At 47.2% G+C, this 18,870-nt stretch carries 12 protein-coding genes and 1 pseudogene; 2 read left to right on the top strand and 11 right to left on the bottom strand.

Features of this window, described 5'->3' with window-relative positions:
• Positions 1-244 precede the first annotated feature (244 nt).
• From argH to argC, 7 genes are all read right to left on the bottom strand, one after another.
• Positions 245-1,657: an argininosuccinate lyase gene (argH, locus tag KSP24_RS05935; protein ID WP_064961704.1), complete on the bottom strand. Its 1,413-nt coding sequence runs from the start codon at positions 1,655-1,657 to the stop codon at positions 245-247.
• Positions 1,658-1,743: 86 nt separating this feature from the next.
• Positions 1,744-2,979, bottom strand: coding sequence for an argininosuccinate synthase (locus tag KSP24_RS05930; RefSeq protein ID WP_216974686.1), 1,236 nt, complete (start codon positions 2,977-2,979; stop codon positions 1,744-1,746).
• Positions 2,980-3,029: 50 nt separating this feature from the next.
• Complete coding sequence (gene argF, locus KSP24_RS05925; RefSeq protein WP_165079726.1) at positions 3,030-3,986, bottom strand: ornithine carbamoyltransferase; 957 nt, start codon at positions 3,984-3,986, stop codon at positions 3,030-3,032.
• Between the two features lie 48 nt (positions 3,987-4,034).
• Positions 4,035-5,297 (bottom strand): acetylornithine transaminase, encoded by a 1,263-nt coding sequence (locus KSP24_RS05920; RefSeq protein ID WP_164964440.1) that lies wholly within the window; start codon positions 5,295-5,297, stop codon positions 4,035-4,037.
• A 52-nt stretch (positions 5,298-5,349) separates the two neighbouring features.
• Positions 5,350-6,189, bottom strand: a complete 840-nt coding sequence (gene argB, locus KSP24_RS05915; protein WP_013373361.1) for an acetylglutamate kinase — start codon at positions 6,187-6,189, stop codon at positions 5,350-5,352.
• A gap of 117 nt (positions 6,190-6,306) precedes the next feature.
• Entirely contained in the window at positions 6,307-7,533 is a 1,227-nt protein-coding gene (gene argJ, locus KSP24_RS05910; protein WP_216974685.1) for a bifunctional glutamate N-acetyltransferase/amino-acid acetyltransferase ArgJ, read from the bottom strand.
• A 107-nt stretch (positions 7,534-7,640) separates the two neighbouring features.
• Entirely contained in the window at positions 7,641-8,690 is a 1,050-nt protein-coding gene (gene argC, locus KSP24_RS05905; RefSeq protein ID WP_216974684.1) for an N-acetyl-gamma-glutamyl-phosphate reductase, read from the bottom strand.
• A gap of 380 nt (positions 8,691-9,070) precedes the next feature.
• On the opposite strand from argC, the gene KSP24_RS05900 reads away from it, so the two are divergent.
• Positions 9,071-9,958 (top strand): SMP-30/gluconolactonase/LRE family protein, encoded by an 888-nt coding sequence (locus tag KSP24_RS05900; protein ID WP_043921430.1) that lies wholly within the window; start codon positions 9,071-9,073, stop codon positions 9,956-9,958.
• Between the two features lie 93 nt (positions 9,959-10,051).
• Here the strand turns inward: KSP24_RS05900 and KSP24_RS05895 are convergent, their stop codons facing one another.
• The 4 genes from KSP24_RS05895 to hpf form a co-directional block, all read right to left on the bottom strand.
• Complete coding sequence (locus KSP24_RS05895) at positions 10,052-10,951, bottom strand: YitT family protein (protein WP_040102741.1); 900 nt, start codon at positions 10,949-10,951, stop codon at positions 10,052-10,054.
• A 97-nt stretch (positions 10,952-11,048) separates the two neighbouring features.
• Positions 11,049-12,162 (bottom strand): peptide chain release factor 2 gene (prfB, locus tag KSP24_RS05890; protein WP_129550094.1). Its coding sequence is split into 2 segments (ribosomal slippage): positions 11,049-12,089 and positions 12,091-12,162, totalling 1,113 coding nucleotides; the frame shifts between segments, so codons are not numbered across the junction.
• Between the two features lie 519 nt (positions 12,163-12,681).
• Positions 12,682-15,132: a preprotein translocase subunit SecA gene (gene secA / locus KSP24_RS05885; RefSeq protein WP_216974683.1), complete on the bottom strand. Its 2,451-nt coding sequence runs from the start codon at positions 15,130-15,132 to the stop codon at positions 12,682-12,684.
• Positions 15,133-15,543: 411 nt separating this feature from the next.
• On the bottom strand, positions 15,544-16,104 hold the full coding sequence (gene hpf / locus KSP24_RS05880) for a ribosome hibernation-promoting factor, HPF/YfiA family (RefSeq protein WP_016324800.1): 561 nt from the start codon (positions 16,102-16,104) through the stop codon (positions 15,544-15,546).
• Between the two features lie 435 nt (positions 16,105-16,539).
• Between hpf and KSP24_RS25710 the strand changes: the two are divergent.
• Positions 16,540-18,720 (top strand): annotated as a pseudogene (locus tag KSP24_RS25710) (hypothetical protein).
• The last annotated feature ends 150 nt before the right edge of the window (positions 18,721-18,870 follow it).

Below are 18,870 nucleotides of genomic sequence, written 5' to 3'. Positions count from 1 at the left end.
TAGAAACTTTCACACTAATGTATAGATAGGTATATAGAACTAGATATTAAACATCTTGGGCGATATTCTTCCAATAAATCTATGTAGTTTATGATTATTCTGATCATAAATCATTCAAATACCTCAGAAAACACAAAAGACACCGCGAACGGTGCCTTTGAAAACATAGATGGCAAATATTCTTAAAATCTGATTTTACACAGCATCCCGTTGCTGTGCAAGAGAATAATTCTTTCTGTATGGATTATTTTTTTGGCTTATGATTTTCATACCATGTTGACGTGTTCACTAGAAGCTGTTCACTGCGTCCAATGGCTGCCTGCACCTGACCGGTGGCGGTTCCGCCATACACATTCCGAGCATTGACTACCGCTTCTGGTTGAAGCACCTCATAAATGCGCTCGTCGAACAGATCCGAAAACTGCTGGAATTCATCCAGTTTCAAATCAAGCAGATATTTGCCCTGCTGGATGCAATACAGCACCGTTTTGCCGATAACCTCATGGGCCTGACGGAACGGAAGCCCCTTGCCGACCAGGAAGTCCGCAATATCCGTTGCGTTGGAGAAATCCTGATTGACCGCTTGACGCATCCGGTCCTTGTTCACCTTCATCGTGGCGATCATTGGAGCGAACAATTGCAAGGCTCCCTCCAGCGTAGCAACCGTATCGAACATCCCTTCCTTGTCCTCCTGCATATCCTTGTTGTATGCCAGCGGCAAGGACTTCAGTACAGTCAGCAGACCGACGAGGTTTCCATAGACACGCCCGGTTTTGCCACGTACTAGCTCCGGTACATCCGGATTTTTCTTCTGTGGCATAATGCTGCTGCCTGTACAGAAAGCATCATCCAGTTCGACAAAACCAAATTCTGTGCTGCTCCATAGCACCAGTTCTTCGCTCAGACGGGACAAATGCGTCATAATCAGCGAGGCCCCGGCCAGAAACTCTACGATAAAGTCCCGATCACTGACAGCGTCCAGGCTATTTTCATAGACGCCATCAAACCCAAGCTGCTCAGCTACAAAATGACGATCGATCGGGAAAGTGGTTCCAGCCAGAGCGCCAGCGCCCAGCGGCAACACATTGATGCGTTTGTAGCTGTCCTTGAGTCGGTCAATATCACGCTCCAGCATAGACACATACGCCAGCAAATGATGCGCGAACAAAATAGGCTGCGCACGCTGCAAGTGTGTGTATCCAGGTACAATTGTGTCCAGATTGTCCTTGGCCTGCCCAATTAATGCAACTTGTACATCATACAGCATACCCACCAGTGATACGACACGTCCGCGCAAATACAAGTGCATATCCGTTGCTACCTGATCGTTACGACTGCGTCCAGTGTGCAGCTTACCGCCGACCGGGCCAATGACTTCGATCAGGTTTTTTTCGATATTCATGTGAATATCCTCATCCGAAACGGAAAATTCAATTTCCCCACGGCGGATACGCTCCAGAACGGTGTGCAGTCCTCCCTTGATCGTGTCCGCATCCTCCTGCGGAATAATACCGCAGTTGCCCAGCATGGCCACATGAGCCAAACTGCCTTGAATATCTTCTTCCGCCAACGCCTGATCAAACCCAATAGAAGCCGTATACTCCTCTACCAGCTTGTTCGTTTGCTTTGTAAACCGTCCGCCCCATAGCTTACTCATTGCATGATCCCCTCTCTGCAATAACAAGCCGCCCTCGTCGTTTGGACAAGAACGGCCCGCATTCCGTACATTTTTTAGATTACATCTTATTTATGATTTTGTGTTACGCCCGCGTTGACCTTCAAACGCAAAGCATTCAAGCGGATAAAGCCTGTAGCATCGCCTTGATCGTAGGCTTGTGTCGGATCAGCTTCCATGGTCGCAATGTCTGGGTTGTACAAGCTAACCGGACTTTTAACACCTGCACCGATAATGTTGCCCTTATACAGCTTCACGCGCACCGTACCACTGACATTTTTCTGGCTCTCATGAACCAGAGCCTGTAAAGCGACACGTTCCGGCGCGAACCAGAATCCATTGTACACCAAGGTAGCATAACGGGTAATCAGGCTATCACGCAGATTCATAACCTCGCGATCCATTGTGATTGATTCCATTTTGCGATGAGCTGTGAACAGGATTGTACCGCCTGGCGTCTCATAGACTCCGCGGCTCTTCATACCCACAAAACGGTTCTCCACCATATCTACACGTCCGATACCGTGCTTGCCGCCCAGTTCATTCAGTTTTTCCATCACTTGCAGCGGAGTTAGCTGTTCACCGTTCAAAGCGACGCAGTTGCCTGCTTTAAATTCCAGCTCTAAGTATTCTGCTTCATCAGGCGCGTCCTCAGGCGCGTTGCTGAGCAAGAACATTTCTTTATTTTCAGGAGCGCTCGGATCAAACCAAGGGTCCTCCAGCACGCCGCTTTCATAACTGATATGCAGCAGGTTGCGGTCCATGGAGTACGGCTTGGCTGCAGAAGCCGTTACCGGAATACCGTGTTTTTCCGCATAGGCAATCATTTCTGCCCGGCCCGGGAACTGATTGCGAAACTCTTCCAGCCGCCAAGGTGCAATGACTTGGATGTCCGGCGTTAGCGCCGCCGCGTTCAGCTCGAAGCGCACCTGATCGTTACCTTTGCCTGTTGCCCCGTGAGCAATGGCTGTTGCTCCCTCGGCAATCGCAATATCGACCATCCGCTTAGCGATCAATGGACGTGCGATACTCGTACCGAGTAAATATTGCCCTTCATATAAAGCACCTGCCTGAAACATCGGATAAATAAAATCCTTGGCGAATTCATCACGCAGATCATCGATGTACACTTTGGAAGCTCCCGTAGCGAGTGCCTTTTCCTCCAAACCGTCCAGTTCTTCCTTTTGTCCGATATCTGCAGTGAATGCGATAATTTCAGCATCATATTTTTCCTTGAGCCATTTCAGAATGACCGACGTATCCAGACCGCCGGAATATGCGAGTACGATTTTTTCTTTTGCCATTATTGAAGTCCTCCCCGAATGCTTATACCTCTATCTTCTTTACGATCAACTTATCCCATTAAAGCAACTAGCAACGCTTTTTGTGCATGCAGACGATTTTCCGCTTCATCAAAAATGACCGAATTGGGACCATCGATTACTCCCGCACTCACTTCTTCCCCACGATGCGCAGGTAGACAGTGCAGAAATAAATAATCTGGCTTAGCGAGCTTAACCAACTCCTCATTCACCTGGAAGTCGGCAAAAGCAAGCTCACGCTCCTTTTGCTCTTCCTCAAAACCCATGCTTGCCCACACATCTGTGTAGATCGCATCAGCATCTTTTACTGCTTCCTGCGGACTTTGAGTGATCACAATTTCACTACCTGTCTGCTTGGCAATCTCCCGGGAAACTGCGACCACACTCGGGTCAGGCTCGTATCCAGCTGGACTTGCAATGGAGACATGCACTCCGAGCTTGGCTCCACCAATCAAGAGGGAATGCGCCATATTGTTGCCGTCTCCGATATAAGCCAGTTTGAGCCCTTTTAGCTTACCCTTTTGCTCATACAAGGTTTGATAATCAGCCAGCACCTGACACGGATGCGCCAAATCGCTCAAGCCATTGATTACCGGAACGGATGCATAACGGGCCAACTCTACGACATTATCGTGCCCAAAGGTACGAATCATAATGCCATCCAGATAACGTGACATGACTTGGGCCATGTCGCTAATCGGTTCACCGCGTCCCAGTTGAATATCATTTTTGCTGAGGAAAAGGGCATGCCCACCCAATTGATACATACCGACTTCAAAGGATACCCGTGTGCGTGTGGAGGACTTTTCGAAAATCAGTCCAAGTGTTTTCCCCTTCAGCGGCTGATAAGCTTCTCCGTTTTTGTGTTTACGCTTAATTTCAATGGCGAGATCAATTAAATACTGGATTTCCTCTGGCGAGTAGTCGTCCAGTTCTAGAAAGTCCCGTCCTTTCAAATTCACCTGTTGCAATGCGCCGCCCTGACTCATGCGATCCTCTCCTTTTACACTCTAATCTCGGATGCTTCTGGCTCTACACTAAGCTACGTGCTCCCGAATCAATTCAGCAATCCATGTTACAGCCTGATCTATTTCGTCTTTCGTTACATACAGGTTAGGCAACAGGCGAATCACGTTCGGTCCTGCTGTAATGAACAGAATGCCCTTCTTCTGTCCTGCCAAAACAAGCTCTGCTACCGGCTCCGCACACTCAATCCCGACCATCAGACCTTTTCCGCGGATATCCTGGACAAAAGGAATATCTTTAAGCTGTTTTTGCAGACTATGAAAGAGATAATCTCCCATTTCGGCAGCGCGTTCTGGCAGCTTGTCATCAATAATCGTTTCAATGGTTGCTTGAACTGCTGCCATGGCAAGCGGTGTACCCCCGAAGGTAGAACCATGACTGCCCGCTGTGAACGCTTCACGCAAATATTCTTTGCCTAGCATTGCACCGACCGAAAAGCCACTGCCCAATCCTTTCGCCAATGTAAAAATATCCGGTTCTATTCCATAATGCTCAAAGGCAAACAGCTTACCTGTCCGTCCCATACCTGTTTGCACCTCGTCAATGATCAGCAGCAATCCATGCTCGTGGCACAGCTTGGTAATCACGTCTACGAAAGCAGGGTCTACCGGATACATGCCACCTTCGGCCTGCACCATTTCCAGCATAATTGCCGCTGTATTCTCATTGATAGCTGCTTCGAGCGCAGCCTGATCATGAAGCGGAACGCTTTTGAATCCGGCGGGAAGCGGTAAAAAACCTTCTTTCACTTTGTCCTGACCCGTAGCAGTCAAGGTTGCCAGCGTCCGTCCGTGAAAGGATTGCGTGAACGTAATGATTTCATAGCGACCGGTCTGCTTCACCTTCTGGTGGTAACGACGCGCCAGCTTAATGGCAGCTTCGTTCGCTTCAGCCCCGCTGTTGCAGAAGAACACGGCATCTGCGCTGCTATTGGCTGTCAGCAAGGCCGCGGCCCGTTCCTGCCCGGGAATATGAAACAGATTGGATACATGCCACAGTTCATCGATCTGTTTTTTCAAACGCTCCGCTACAGCTTGAGGCGCATGGCCTAGATTGGTAACGGCAATACCTGACATGAAATCCAGATAACGTTTGCCCTGATCATCCCACAGCCAGCTTCCTTGTCCTTTCACCAGTGTAAGCGGGTATCTTGCGTAGTTTGGAAAAAGAGAGCTATCTGCCTGCACTTTTGCCGCCCCCTTTTCCGCTTGCGCTCCGCTTCCATTCGTACTTGGCATTTCCTCGCTCACCAGCGTATTCTGTTCCTTACTCATGTCGTTCACGCCCCTTTATCGTTTGGTTATATAGGTTGAGCATATATCGCAATTACTGCATACGCACAATGCGTGTTCCAATCGATTCTCCACCCAGCACACGGCTGAGTACCTGCGGTTCGCTGCCGTCCACAATGACGACTTCCTTCACTTTACCGTGAATGCAGGCAATAGCCGCTCTCACTTTCGGAATCATACCACCGTAGATTTCACCTGTACTGATCATATCTTCAATTTCCTGTATGGTAATTGACTCCAGAACCTTCTTTTCTACACCATTCTTTTTCAGTATACCGGGTACATCCGTCACAACAATCATTCGACTGACGCCGAGATGAGAAGCCACCGCACCCGCCGCTGTATCGGCATTAATGTTGTAACGCTGACCGGATCGATCAATGCCAATAGGCGCAATAACTGGCATATAGTCCATATCCAGCACACCGGTAATAATCGAAGCTTGAACATGTGTTACCTCTCCAACCCAGCCGACCTCTGCGGCATTCGTCACAGGCTTTGCTTCAATTAAATAGCCATCACTGCCTGACAAACCCAGCGCTCGCCCTCCGTGCATCCCTATTCTGCGAACAATCTGCTTGTTAATGCTGCCTGCCAGCACCATTTCCACGACATCCAGCACGGGTTCAGTCGTTTTACGCAATCCATGAATGAACTCCGTTTCGATCCCCAGCTTCGCCAAATTGTCAGAGATCGCAGGCCCACCGCCATGTACAATGACTGGTTGGAGACCTTCCGACTGCAGACGGGCCAAGTCGTCAAAAAAGGAATCAGGCAACGCAGCCAGCGTGCTTCCTCCGCATTTCATCACAAAATTACGACGTGCCACTCCCGCATGTTTCGCTTGATCCGCGTGTCCCACTGCCGATTGCATATCATCTCTCCTTTTCTTCTCTGCACAATTTTGTGCGATTTTCAAATGATACCGAAGCTATATTCGCTCGCTTCTTCTATTAACTATTAAATATTTATCCGTAATTAAATCGGGTATCTATGTCCGATAAGCCGCATTAATCCGCACATAATCATAGGTTAGGTCACAGCCCCATGCTGTAGCCATCCCGTTCCCGTGATGCAAATCAACGATAATTTGCACCGTATCTCCACGTAAATAGGAAAGCGCCTCGGCTTCATCAAAAGCTACTGGACTTGATTGGCTTAGCACGATAATATCACCCAGGCGAATGTCTACCGTATCCGGATTCACCGGTTCTCCGGCACGTCCGACAGCTGCAATAATCCGTCCCCAGTTGGCGTCTGCGCCAAAAACGGCTGACTTCACCAGACTGGACCCGATCACAGTCTTGGCTATCGCCTGGGCAGATGCATCGCTTATCGCTCCGCTGACAGACACCTCTACCAGCTTCGTAGCACCTTCTCCATCACGGGCAATCGCCTTCGCCAGCTCACGGCAGATATAAGTGAATGCCTCGGCAAAAGCCTCCCAATCAGGATGCTCTGCGTTCAACTCGCTGTTGCCTGCAAGTCCGCTTGCCATAGCGATCAGCATATCGTTCGTGCTTGTATCCCCATCGACTGTGATCATATTAAAGCTGGTATCCGTGGCCTGCTTTAATAGTTGATGAAGGGCCGTCTGTCCGATGACTGCATCACAAGTTATGAAAGCGAGCATGGTTGCCATATTCGGATGAATCATACCCGATCCCTTTGCCGCCCCGGCGATGTGCACAGTCACACCATCCACTTCAACTGACACGCACGCTTCCTTTTTAACCAAATCCGTTGTCAGAATGGCTTGGCTAAATTGCTCCGCCCCATCGCTTGCCTCGCTCATCCGCTCAGGTAGTGACGATATACCGCCAAGCACACGATCCATTTTCAGATGCTCGCCAATTACACCAGTCGAGGCAACGGCTACATCGCTCTCTGCCACACCCAGCTGATGAGCAGCGGCCGAACGCATAGCGTAAGCATCCTGCTCCCCTTGCAGTCCCGTACAGGCATTGGCGTTCCCGCTGTTCACTACTATCGCCTGCAATCGACCGTCTGTCAGGCTCTCGCGAGTCACCTTCAGCGGTGCAGCCTGAAACACATTGGTGGTATACACCGCAGCAGCTGTCGCCTCTACCTCACAGCGAATCGCGCCGATATCGTTGCGATTCGTATTTTTTAATCCACAGTGCAATCCCCCAGCTGTAAAGCCACGCGGAGTTACGATGTTGCCCTCATGTACTACTGTAAAGCCTACTTTGCCCATAATTATGTGCCCTCGTTCGCAACATATAGGAGGCATGACAGCTGGACACTTGCGTTCTCCAATCTGCTCTCTGTCGTTCCCCGCAGCCTGTTGCGTTTACGTGCTACTTACGGATATACCGGTATGAAGCCCAGTCCGAGGTTCTCCTCCCATCCCATCATCAAATTTAAATTCTGAATCGCCTGTCCGGCGGCACCCTTCACAACATTATCAATGACAGAAATAATCGTAAGACGCCCGGTACGAGCATCTGCTGCAAAACCGATGTCGCAGTAGTTTGAACCAAATACTTCTTTCGTTGCCGGCCATATACCTTCGCCACGTACACGGACAAAAGGATGACCTTTATAATAATCCCGGTATAACCCGATGAGATCCTGATCCGTATGATCACCTTTCAACGTGACATAGATTGTACTCATAATTCCTCGCGTCATAGGCACAAGCTGTGTCGTAAACGTAATCGTAACATCCTCGTCCGCAACATCACTCAGTACCTGCTCGATCTCAGGGATATGCTGGTGCTTATTGACCTTATAAGCCTTAAAGTTCTCATTCATCTCCGCATAATGCGAAACAAGACTTGTTCCCCGACCGGAGCCAGATACCCCGGATTTGGCATCCACAATCAGTGACCGATGGTCGATCCACCCCGCCTCCAAGGCAGGAATAATTCCTAATAGTGTTGCCGTTGGATAGCAGCCTGGATTCGAAATGAAAGAAACTCCAGCAAGCTTTTCTGCATACACCTCGCTGAGTCCATATACCGCTTGCTTGAGATACTCAGGTGAAGCCGCAGGCTTTTTATACCAAGCTTCATACACTTCCCCGCTTCGGAGCCTAAAGTCCCCGGATAGGTCAATCACCTTCAGTCCGGCATCCAGAAGCTGTGGCACTAACTGGGTACTAACGCCTGATGGCGTAGCTGTGAAAACCAGATCAGCCTTGGCAGCAATTTCATGGATATCGACACCGTCCAAATCCTGAACCACAATATCCGTCAGATGTGGAAACCCATCACTAATCGGGACACCCGCGCTGGACGAAGAAATAACAGATACAATCTCCACCTGCAGATGATGAACCAAAAATCGAATCAGCTCCACCCCACCATATCCAGTGGAACCGACAATTGCCACTTTTAGCTTACTGCTCACAGACCTTCCTCCATTCCGTCCCTATGAAATATGTATTATTATACGACTCTATTCATATAAATACAACACCTCATGTCATGTTATTCTTCCAAATTTAAAATATGCATTCTTGCCCATTCTTTTGACCGACAAGCTGTACAGGCTATTAACTGAGGAAATCAAAAAAGACAGACCCCCTTGTGAATCCAGTCTGCTATTTTGCATAAAAAAAAACATCGTTCCTTTTATATATTATCTTGTATATTGGTATTCATCTGGATTATCCATTTGCTGCACTTATGTATTCGTTGAACATTGAATAGGGTAAAAAGAGTGAGTATGTACAAAAATAAACCTATACGTTAGGAGTGTTACACATCGAAACCTATACAGCGAATATAGTGATAGATGCTAAAGCCAAATTAGGCGAGGGTCCTAGTTGGGATCACCAGTCTCAACGTTTATTTTGGGTCGATATTGAAGGCTTTCAATTGCACATCTACGATCCATCTACAGGCACAGATCGTACCATAGATGTAGGCGAACATATTAGTGCAGTTGTACCTTATCTTAAAAATAAAGTAATCGTAGCCATGATCAGCGGTCTATACTGTTTGGATATAGAGACAGGGACCAAAGTATTGATCCACGATCCTGAGGAAGGTCGGCCAGGAAATCGATTTAATGATGGTAAATGCGATCCTGCAGGACGTTTTTTGGCTGGAACAATGAGTTTAAATGGCGAACGCGCGCAAGGAGCATTGTATAGTCTGAGCACAAAAGGAAATGTCTCCTTACTGATTGATAATGCTTCCACATCTAATGGCTTAGCCTGGAGCTCAGATTACCGTACCATGTATTATATTGATACTCCGACCTTAGAAGTGGTCTCCTTCGATTACGATGTGACACAAGGTACTATTAGGAATAAGCAATTGGTAGCTAGATTGGATGAAAGTGAAGGATATCCCGATGGCATGACCATCGATGCAGAGGGCATGTTGTGGATCGCGCGTTGGGGCGGTAAACGTGTATCTCGTATCCATCCTGTTCAGGGAGAAGTGATTGCTGAGGTGTTACTTCCAGTCAATCGTGTGACTTCGTGTGCTTTTGGCGGTGAACATCTCGATGAGTTGTATATCACAACTGCTCAAGATGACGATAATACCAGCCAACCACTAGCAGGTGGTTTATTTATGGTCAAAACCGGGGTAAAAGGAGTACCAACCTCATATTTTAATCAAGGACAACCGGCAAATTGGCTTGATCTATTACTAAAAAGGAATTGATAAAGCGGTTCTGAAAAGAGAAGAGCCCACTACATCAGTGAGCTCTTCTACATTGATTCAGTTAAGAGCTAGCGTTCAGAAGGTCACATTAAGTTAGCCTTCCCTTTTGAACCCTTCACCCAATACTTCACGTGTGTTACTAATAATCACAAAAGCTTCCGGGTCTACCAAGCGGACAAGCGTTTTGAGGCGGGTTACCTCGTTTTGCCCGACTACAACCATAAGTACAGGACGTTCTTCGTTCGTGTACCCCCCCCGTCCTGCAAGCTCTGTCAAACCCCGATCCAAATCCTGTAAAATCGTTTGCGTAATTTTTTCCTTTTGATTGGATATGATATAAGCTACTTTGGAGTAGCCCAGTCCCATTTCTACAGCATCAATGACTTTGCCGGTTACAAACAAGCCAATCAATGCATACAGGGCCCGCTCCGGCGATAGGGCGAAACCAGCTAGCGTGATTACCGTGCCATCCATGAGCATGACACAAAGAGAAAGGCTAAAACCGGTATACTTTTGAATAATCTGCGCCAAAATAGCCAGTCCACCCGTTGAGCCTCTGCCCCGAAACACAGTGCCCAACCCCAATCCTACTCCGATTCCACCATACAGCGAAGCCAGCAACGGATTGGTTGTCGGTACTGCCCAATCCTTCGTCACATAAACGAATAGTGGCAGCATGATGCTTCCCAGCAGGGAACGCAAGCCATACTTTTTTCCTAACAGCAGTACTCCTGCTATAAATAACGGAATATTCATTCCCCACTGCGTATAGGCCGGTTCCAGGCCAAACAGGTCCTCACCCAAGATAGACAAGCCAGATACACCCCCGGATGCAATCCGGTTGGGCAGCAAGAACATGTTAAAGGTCAGCGCTGTAATAAAGGAGCCGAGTATAATCAGCAGGACATCGGTCACGTTACGCGCTGGTCCACTGGCGGCAATCAGAGGCTTACGCCTTCTTCGGCGGGCAGCGGGAGGATTCAATTGAGACATCATTCATGTTCTCCTTTAATAAAAAATACCGTCACACAAAAATTCCTACAGGCCGCAGGCACATGGACTGCGGTTCTGTAGGAAAACGTACAGGCAATTATTCTGCGTCCAGCTTAATTTGGCTGCGCAGGTAACCATCGATGAACGGATCGAGATCGCCATCCATAACAGCCCCTACATTGCCAGTTTCCACACTGGTACGATGATCCTTAACCATGCTGTATGGATGGAACACGTAGGAGCGAATTTGACTGCCCCATGCAATGTCGGACTGTTCACCACGGATTTCGTCCAATTGCTGCTGTTGTTCTTCAATCTTGCGCTCGTAGAGCTTGGAACGAAGCATAGTCATCGCACGTTCACGGTTTTTGATCTGGGAACGTTCATTTTGACAAGTCACGACAATACCAGTAGGCAAATGCGTAATCCGAACAGCTGAGTCAGTCGTATTAATATGCTGACCACCTGCACCACTGGCCCGGTACGTATCAATTTTAAGATCTTCCGTGCGGATTTCAATATCCACATCATCCGCAATTTCCGGTACCACATCACAAGACACGAACGATGTATGACGACGACCAGAGGAATCAAATGGAGAAATGCGAACAAGCCGATGTACGCCTTTCTCCGCCTTGAGATAACCGTAGGCATTGTAGCCTTTGATCAACAGGGTTACGCTCTTAATTCCCGCTTCATCACCTGCCAGATAATCCAGGGTCTCCACCTTGAAACCTCGTTTTTCTCCCCAGCGCGTATACATACGCAGCAGCATTTGACCCCAGTCCTGGGACTCGGTACCGCCTGCCCCCGGGTGCAGCTCCAGAATAGCATTAAGCTTGTCATAGGGCTGATTTAAAAGCAATTGCAGCTCAAATTCCTCCAGCTTGCTCAGCAGGGATTTGATACTGTTTTCAACTTCTCCAACCAGCGCTTCATCGCCTTCCTCTTCAGCCAGTTCAACCATCATACCTGCGTCTTCATATTCCTGACGCAACTGTTCATAGCTGTCCACAGAAGACTTCACAGCATTCATTTCAGCAATTACGCCTTGGGCCTTTTCGTTATCATCCCAAAAATCAGGCGCTGCCATCTTTTCCTCAAAGTTCGCGATCATTTCCTGTTTGAGATCTAAGTCAAAGAGACCCCCTAAGGTTTGTTAGTTTCTTGCCTATTTCTCGTAAATCATGTTTTACACTTGGATCAATCATGATGTCATTCTCCTTTTAATATAGGGTTAGGGGGAGTAAAAGCGTTGTGAGTTACGGCTAGGTGAAGAGACGCTGCGCGAATGATTTGATCTTACGATCGCTGTTGCAGCGAGATGCCCTGATTGAAATAACACATTCAAAGGTGGGCATCTCACTGCAAAGGCGAACGCTGACGCTTCTCCAGATTCAAATCCTCCGCTTCGCTACCGACCGCCGTAAAGTCAAACCACTTTTAAATAACAGGCTCTGGTATGTGAGCCAGATCAACTGCGGAATTGACTGACAAGCAAGCAGGGACCTGCTTGCTTGTCATAATTGTTTTAAAAGTACTAGGAGAGCACAGTCATCGCCATATTCAACCTGACCATAACCTGACCATCTCACAGAAGAGCTATATTGAATACATCAGTGTCGTCCCCTGATGGCACAAAATGGCCGACGGTCAGTGGTTGAACTGCCGCCTGCCATTATATGCATTGCAGGGGATAGTGTATATCAAGATCCCTTAATTTCAATCCGTTATTTTCTGCGCGGACGCGAAGGAGCGGATTTCTTTTTAATAGCCGCAGGTTCGCCACTTGTAGAGATTTTATCTTCATCAACGACAGCCTGACGCTCTTGGTTGGATTCGATTTGTGCTTTCATGATGTATGTCGCAACTTCCTCTTGGATGCTGGCGATCATAGCATGGAACATTTCGAAACCTTCAAATTGGTATTCACGCAATGGATCAGTACCGCCATAAGCACGCAAGTGAATACCTTGACGCAATTGATCCATAGCATCAATATGATCCATCCATTTACTGTCAACTGCACGCAGTACGATAACTTTCTCGAACTCACGTACCATTTCTTCGCCGATCATCTCTTCACGGCTGTGGTATCTGTTGGTAACCTTCTCGAAGATCATATCGACCATCTCTTCTTTTTCCTTACCCCACAGATCGTCGCGCGAAAGTGTGTTTTCCTCAAGCAGATTGTTGTTCACATACTCTGCTACTTCATCCAGTTCCCAGTTTTCAGGAATATCATCACCACAGTGAGCTTCCACTACACGCTCAATGACAGGCTTGATCATGTCGAACACAATTTCCTTGATGTTCTCTGATTCCAGTACCTCACGGCGTTGTTTGTAAATAATAGCACGCTGCTGATTCATCACGTCATCATATTGGAGAACGACTTTACGCTGATCAAAGTTATTCCCTTCGACACGTTTTTGAGCTGATTCGATAGCACGTGAAATCATACGGCTCTCGATAGGTTGATCTTCCTCAAAGCCCAAGCGCTCCATCATATTCAGTACATTATCTGCACCAAAACGCTTCATTAACTCATCGCCCAGCGATAAGTAAAATTGCGTGGAGCCTGGATCGCCCTGACGTCCTGCACGTCCGCGAAGCTGATTATCAATACGACGGGATTCATGACGTTCTGTACCGATGATGTGCAAACCACCAAGTTCTGCAACGCCTTCGCCCAGTACGATGTCAGTACCACGTCCAGCCATGTTAGTAGCGATAGTAACCGCGCCAGCTTCACCTGCACGAGAAATAATCTCAGCTTCTTCGGCATGATACTTGGCGTTAAGCACTTTATGACGAACGCCTTTGCGTTTCAACATTTCAGAAAGAAGCTCGGAGTTTTCAATAGAAACCGTACCTACCAATATCGGTTGGTTCTTTTTGTTACGCTCCAGGATTTCGTCTACCACAGCATGGAATTTACCTTTCACGCTCTTGTACACTACGTCAGGCATATCTACACGCTGGTTAGGCTTATTCGTCGGAATTTGGAGCACTTCCAGACCGTAGATTTTTTTGAATTCTTCTTCTTCTGTTTTCGCTGTACCCGTCATCCCCGCCAATTTGCGGTACATACGGAAATAGTTTTGGAATGTAATTGTCGCCAGTGTCATGCTTTCGTTTTGGACAATGATGTTTTCCTTCGCTTCAATAGCTTGGTGCAAACCATCACTGTAACGACGTCCAGCCATCAGACGACCTGTAAACTCATCGACAATCAGGACCTCACCATCAGCCACGACATAGTCCACATCCAAACGCATAATAGCGTTAGCTTTCAAGGCTTGTACGATGTGGTGATTGATTGTAACACTTTCCTGATCATACAGGTTTTCAAGACCAAAGAAATTTTCAGCCTTGGATACGCCGTTTTCGGTCAAAGCAACTGACTTCACCTTAATATCAAGCGTGTAATCTTCTTCAACATTCAGACTCTTTACAAAACGATCAGCGGCAAAATACAGCTCGGTCGATTTTTGAGCTTGTCCTGAAATGATCAATGGTGTACGAGCTTCATCGACGAGAATGGAATCCACTTCATCAATGATACAGAAGTACAACGGACGCTGTACCATCTGTTCTTTGTAAAGCACCATATTATCGCGCAGATAATCAAAGCCGAACTCATTGTTTGTACCATACGTAATATCACATGCATAAGCTTCCTGTTTGGCAGCATGATCCATATTGGCCAGGTTCAGACCTACGGTCATTCCCAAGAAATTGTAAATTTGTCCCATTTCTCCACTGTCACGTTGTGCCAAATAGTCATTGACTGTAACCACGTGCACACCTTTGCCCAACAGAGCGTTCAAATAAACCGGCAGTGTTCCCACCAGTGTTTTACCTTCACCGGTTTTCATTTCGGCGATTTTTCCTTCGTGCAACGCAATACCGCCGAGCATCTGTACGTCATAGTGACGTTTGCCCAGCACCCGCTTGGACGCTTCACGAACCGTTGCAAAAGCTTCCGGCAGCACTTCTTCAGCCGTAGCACCTTGTTCAATCCGCTCTCTAAACTCCGCCGTCTTGGCTTTCAGTTCCTCATCCGAGAGCTTCTCAAAATCAGGCTCTATTTTATTGATCAGTTCAACCGTCTTCATTAAACGTTTGACGTCACGTTCATTTGTATCCCCAAAAATTTTTTTGACAATTCCTAGCATGGTTTACCCCTTTCGCGCAAAACAATTAATAGAATCAATTTCACAATAAGAAAGGGTCCATGATGAAATTGATTCCCGATATGTTTGACAGGCCCGGCTATACCAGCCCATCGTGCGATGTTCTTTGCATAAATTGTAACAGTTTGTAGGACATGCCGCAACACAAGCAGCCTGTAGATTTGCATCCGGTTAAAGATACCAAAACAATTGACGCACGAAATACACAATTGGTTACATCGATCTAAGTTTAAATTTCCATTCATGTTTACGATAAACATATAAAAGAGCCCTATCCCGCCAGGTTCGCAAGGATAAGGCTCGTGTTATTATCATTTTCCTGATATCCATGAAGCATGCTTCAATCAAAAAGTTCTATTCATTTTAAAATGCAATAAGTTCTTGCTTTACAGGCTATTCCCGTTCGATCAGACCGTATTTACCATCATTGCGTTTGTAAACTACGTTAACTTCTTCGTTATCAATGTTAGCAAATACGAAGAAATTATGTCCAATCATGTTCATTTGCAGAATAGCTTCTTCCACATCCATAGGTTTCAATAAGAAACGCTTGGTGCGGACGACTTCCAGCTCATCCAATTCTGCATCCTCATCTTCAGCAACAGCCACACCACCAGCTGGATCTTCCACAAAAAGGGTTTTTAAACTGCCTTCCTGCCGGAATTTTCGGTTTAATTTGGTCTTGTGCTTGCGAATTTGCCGTTCCAGCTTGTCTACCACGGCATCAATGGATGCATACATGTCATCGCTTTCGTCTTCGGCACGGAGTACAAGCCCCGGCAAAGGAATGGTTACTTCTACAGTGTGCAAATCTCTGGTTGTGCTTAACGTTACACTTCCATCAGACGTCGGGGGTGCATCGAAATACTTTTCAAGTCTGCTGAATTTCTTTTCAACGTAGTCCTTCAAAGCGTCGGTAACCTCGATCTGTTGACCTCGTACTGTTAAGTTCATAGGGCACGCCTCCTTTGCCTCTTCAGTATAACACATATGTTAACGCCAAGTAAAAAAGGAGATCAACATTTCGAAGATTTTTTACAATTTTCCTCATGATTCGACAAAACACTTCCCATAACGCCATTCTATGAAAAGGGTCATGTTTAAATTCAGCTCGCATACATATGTGAATAATGAAGAGATATTTAAATAGCTACTCCGCTGGTGTCGCGACAGATCCACTATTCCAAGTCCATGCTATGTATTTTATCGACTGGGGAGGGGGTTATTTGTCAGACTGAATCCGGTATAGAACCTATGCTAAAAGCAAGACCTGACTATCATGCAGGCAATTTATACGAAAGGATCATTACACCCAGCCCAGCTGGCTCTTCCCCTGCAAAAATCCTAAGACAGCTAATTGGGGAGAGATGGAAAGTAGGAAGTTAATCCATGGCTTTTATTCAGCGTTATGCAACGAACCAGACCGGGGCTATTACCTTTATAGGAAATACACTCGGGCTGGCACGTTCTGCTTCGGCGGGGGTGCCAGGTACAGTGACCAGCATTGGCGCTTTCATCACAACCAATACAGCCTCTCGCTTCGGCACGTATCCATTCGGCACGACTTCTGCTTTTGCCAGTAACTCATCGACGGCATTCCTTGTGCTCCCTGCGGGCAGTACCGTGCTATATGCTGAACTTATTTGGGGAGGAAGCTATGCCAACGGCAATACCAATGTATTGTCCAGCGCCAGCAATCCGATCACATTTCAGACGCCTGCTTTATCTACTACAGTCAGTCCCGAATCTGCAACATCGATCAACGTCACCAGTCTCAGTACCTATGTGTGAACCGCAAATGTAACAAATTTGGTCATTCAAGGCGGCGCAGGGATCAGCAGCGCTACTGGCTCGGTCAACGTGGTAATAAGCGGATTTGCCACGCCTGTACAGGGGACTTTGCGCGGCAGGGCGTTAATTAGCGCCCAAGAGGGTGACGTGGATATCACCGGGGATCGTGCGTTGTTTGGACCTACCACATCCAGCTTAACTGCGCTGTCTGGGCCCAACAATTTTTCGACTAATTTTTTTGCGTCCCAAATTAACGGGGATGACGGCACATTGGTCACGACGGGGACCTTCGGTACCACTAATACAGTTAATGTCGCTGTGTCTGCACCTAATATTCAGGTGACTAAAACATCCAGTCTGGCAGCTGCTGTAGTTGGAGATACGATCAGATATACACTAAGCATTACGAATAACGGTGTGGATTCCGTCACAGATACCGTTGTGACCGATACAATCCCAGCAGGTACTTCCTTCGTTCCGGGTAGTGTCCTTATCGACGGTGTACCTTTCCCTAACGCCTCGCCAACTGCTGGAATTGCCATTGGAAATGTCGCACCTGGAAATACATTTATCGTGAGTTTCCAAACTTCTGTCCAAAGCTTGCCGCAAACATCTCCACAGACCATAAGGAGGCCCTAGCAGGAGAAACACTTACCTACACGGTACTACTTAATAACTTTGGTAACATTACATCAGAAGTTATTCTGCAGAATTTTATTCCTGCCGGAACTCTATACATTCCGCAGCCTCCAGTTGAACGGTCAATCGTTTGCGGAAGCCAACCCTGCTGTCGGAGTTAGTCTATGATCTGTGGAACCTGGTCAGTCATTGACCCTAAATTATCAAGTAACCGTATCCGAGACACCTTCAACTGGCTACATCGTGAATCAAGCTACCTTTACCTACTCATTTACATTACCTGGAGGAAGAATCGTACCAGGCACATTGACTACCAATACCGTCACGATCCCAGTGGTATTCCCACTGCTCGAATTGGTGAAACAGGTGAACACCTATGACGCCTCTGTAGGAGATACACTTACCTTCACCATTCAGATTACAAATAAAGGAGGAATCTCGGCGCAGTATCCATTGTTCACCGACCCATTGCCGCATGGACTTGTTTATGTACCCAACAGCCTGACTATCCAAGATAAAACGCAGCCAGGCGCTAATCCTGGCACTGGTATCACACTCCCGGATATTGCACCAGGGGAGACGCTTACGCTCCAGGCACAAATTCGTGAAGCACCTGCAGATGGAACATTCAGCAACCAGGCCACCATCGAATATACCTCACGTCGTAGTGGTGGAGAGACCCTAAAGGAAACCATCCAAACTAATACCGTAGATTTGACTGTCATCGCAGCTATTCCTAAACTTACACTTAGCTCCAGCGCTTTGCGTGTCGCGCAAGAAGATACCCTGTCCTTTACACTCCAGGTGGAAAACATCGGAAATGATCCATTGGAAGAACTATTGCTCACAGCACCATTCTCAGCCGAAGATTTCCTTGTACTGAGAACCGTCACCGTGAACTCAGTACCGCTTCCACATCCTAATTTGCTCCAAGGTATCCCATTAGGCCAGCTTGATCCTGACCACAAAGCCGTCATCGTCTTCTCATTCGATATCGAATCTGCACTCCGCGCGTATCTGATCGCCCAGGCCATTCTGCGCTATCAGTTCCGTTATCCAGACGGAGGCGTAGAGAAACAATCTGCCTCCTCCAATACCATTTTTGTGGAGATGGCTGACTTTGACGGTTCTCTAGAGTAAAGCATTTTGTTATACTGAGCTCCTTACCCGGTGGTAAAGGGCTTTTTATGTATTTAGAAAACATAAAAAAGCCCTGGAATATATTCCAGGGCAGTTGCTAGCGCGTTATCCATTGCTAACCATCTTACCAATTATGTAGGTCGGCTATGC

Source organism: Paenibacillus sp. AK121 (assembly GCF_019042715.1).
Classification (GTDB): Bacteria; Bacillota; Bacilli; order Paenibacillales; family Paenibacillaceae; genus Paenibacillus; species Paenibacillus polymyxa_C.
The sequence above is the reverse complement of the archived record's forward strand: the minus strand, read 5'-3'. Positions and strand labels throughout refer to the sequence as shown.

Excerpts from the sequence above, each read along its gene's own strand:
- argH (WP_064961704.1), bottom strand. The coding sequence starts at position 1,657 with ATGAGTAAGCTATGGGGCGGACGGTTTACAAAGCAAACGAACAAGCTG.
- KSP24_RS05930 (WP_216974686.1), bottom strand. The coding sequence starts at position 2,979 with ATGGCAAAAGAAAAAATCGTACTCGCATATTCCGGCGGTCTGGATACG.
- argF (WP_165079726.1), bottom strand. The coding sequence starts at position 3,986 with ATGAGTCAGGGCGGCGCATTGCAACAGGTGAATTTGAAAGGACGGGAC.
- KSP24_RS05920 (WP_164964440.1), bottom strand. The coding sequence starts at position 5,297 with ATGAGTAAGGAACAGAATACGCTGGTGAGCGAGGAAATGCCAAGTACG.
- argB (WP_013373361.1), bottom strand. The coding sequence starts at position 6,189 with ATGCAATCGGCAGTGGGACACGCGGATCAAGCGAAACATGCGGGAGTG.
- argJ (WP_216974685.1), bottom strand. The coding sequence starts at position 7,533 with ATGGGCAAAGTAGGCTTTACAGTAGTACATGAGGGCAACATCGTAACT.
- KSP24_RS05895 (WP_040102741.1), bottom strand. The coding sequence starts at position 10,951 with ATGTCTCAATTGAATCCTCCCGCTGCCCGCCGAAGAAGGCGTAAGCCT.
- secA (WP_216974683.1), bottom strand. The coding sequence starts at position 15,132 with ATGCTAGGAATTGTCAAAAAAATTTTTGGGGATACAAATGAACGTGAC.
- hpf (WP_016324800.1), bottom strand. The coding sequence starts at position 16,104 with ATGAACTTAACAGTACGAGGTCAACAGATCGAGGTTACCGACGCTTTG.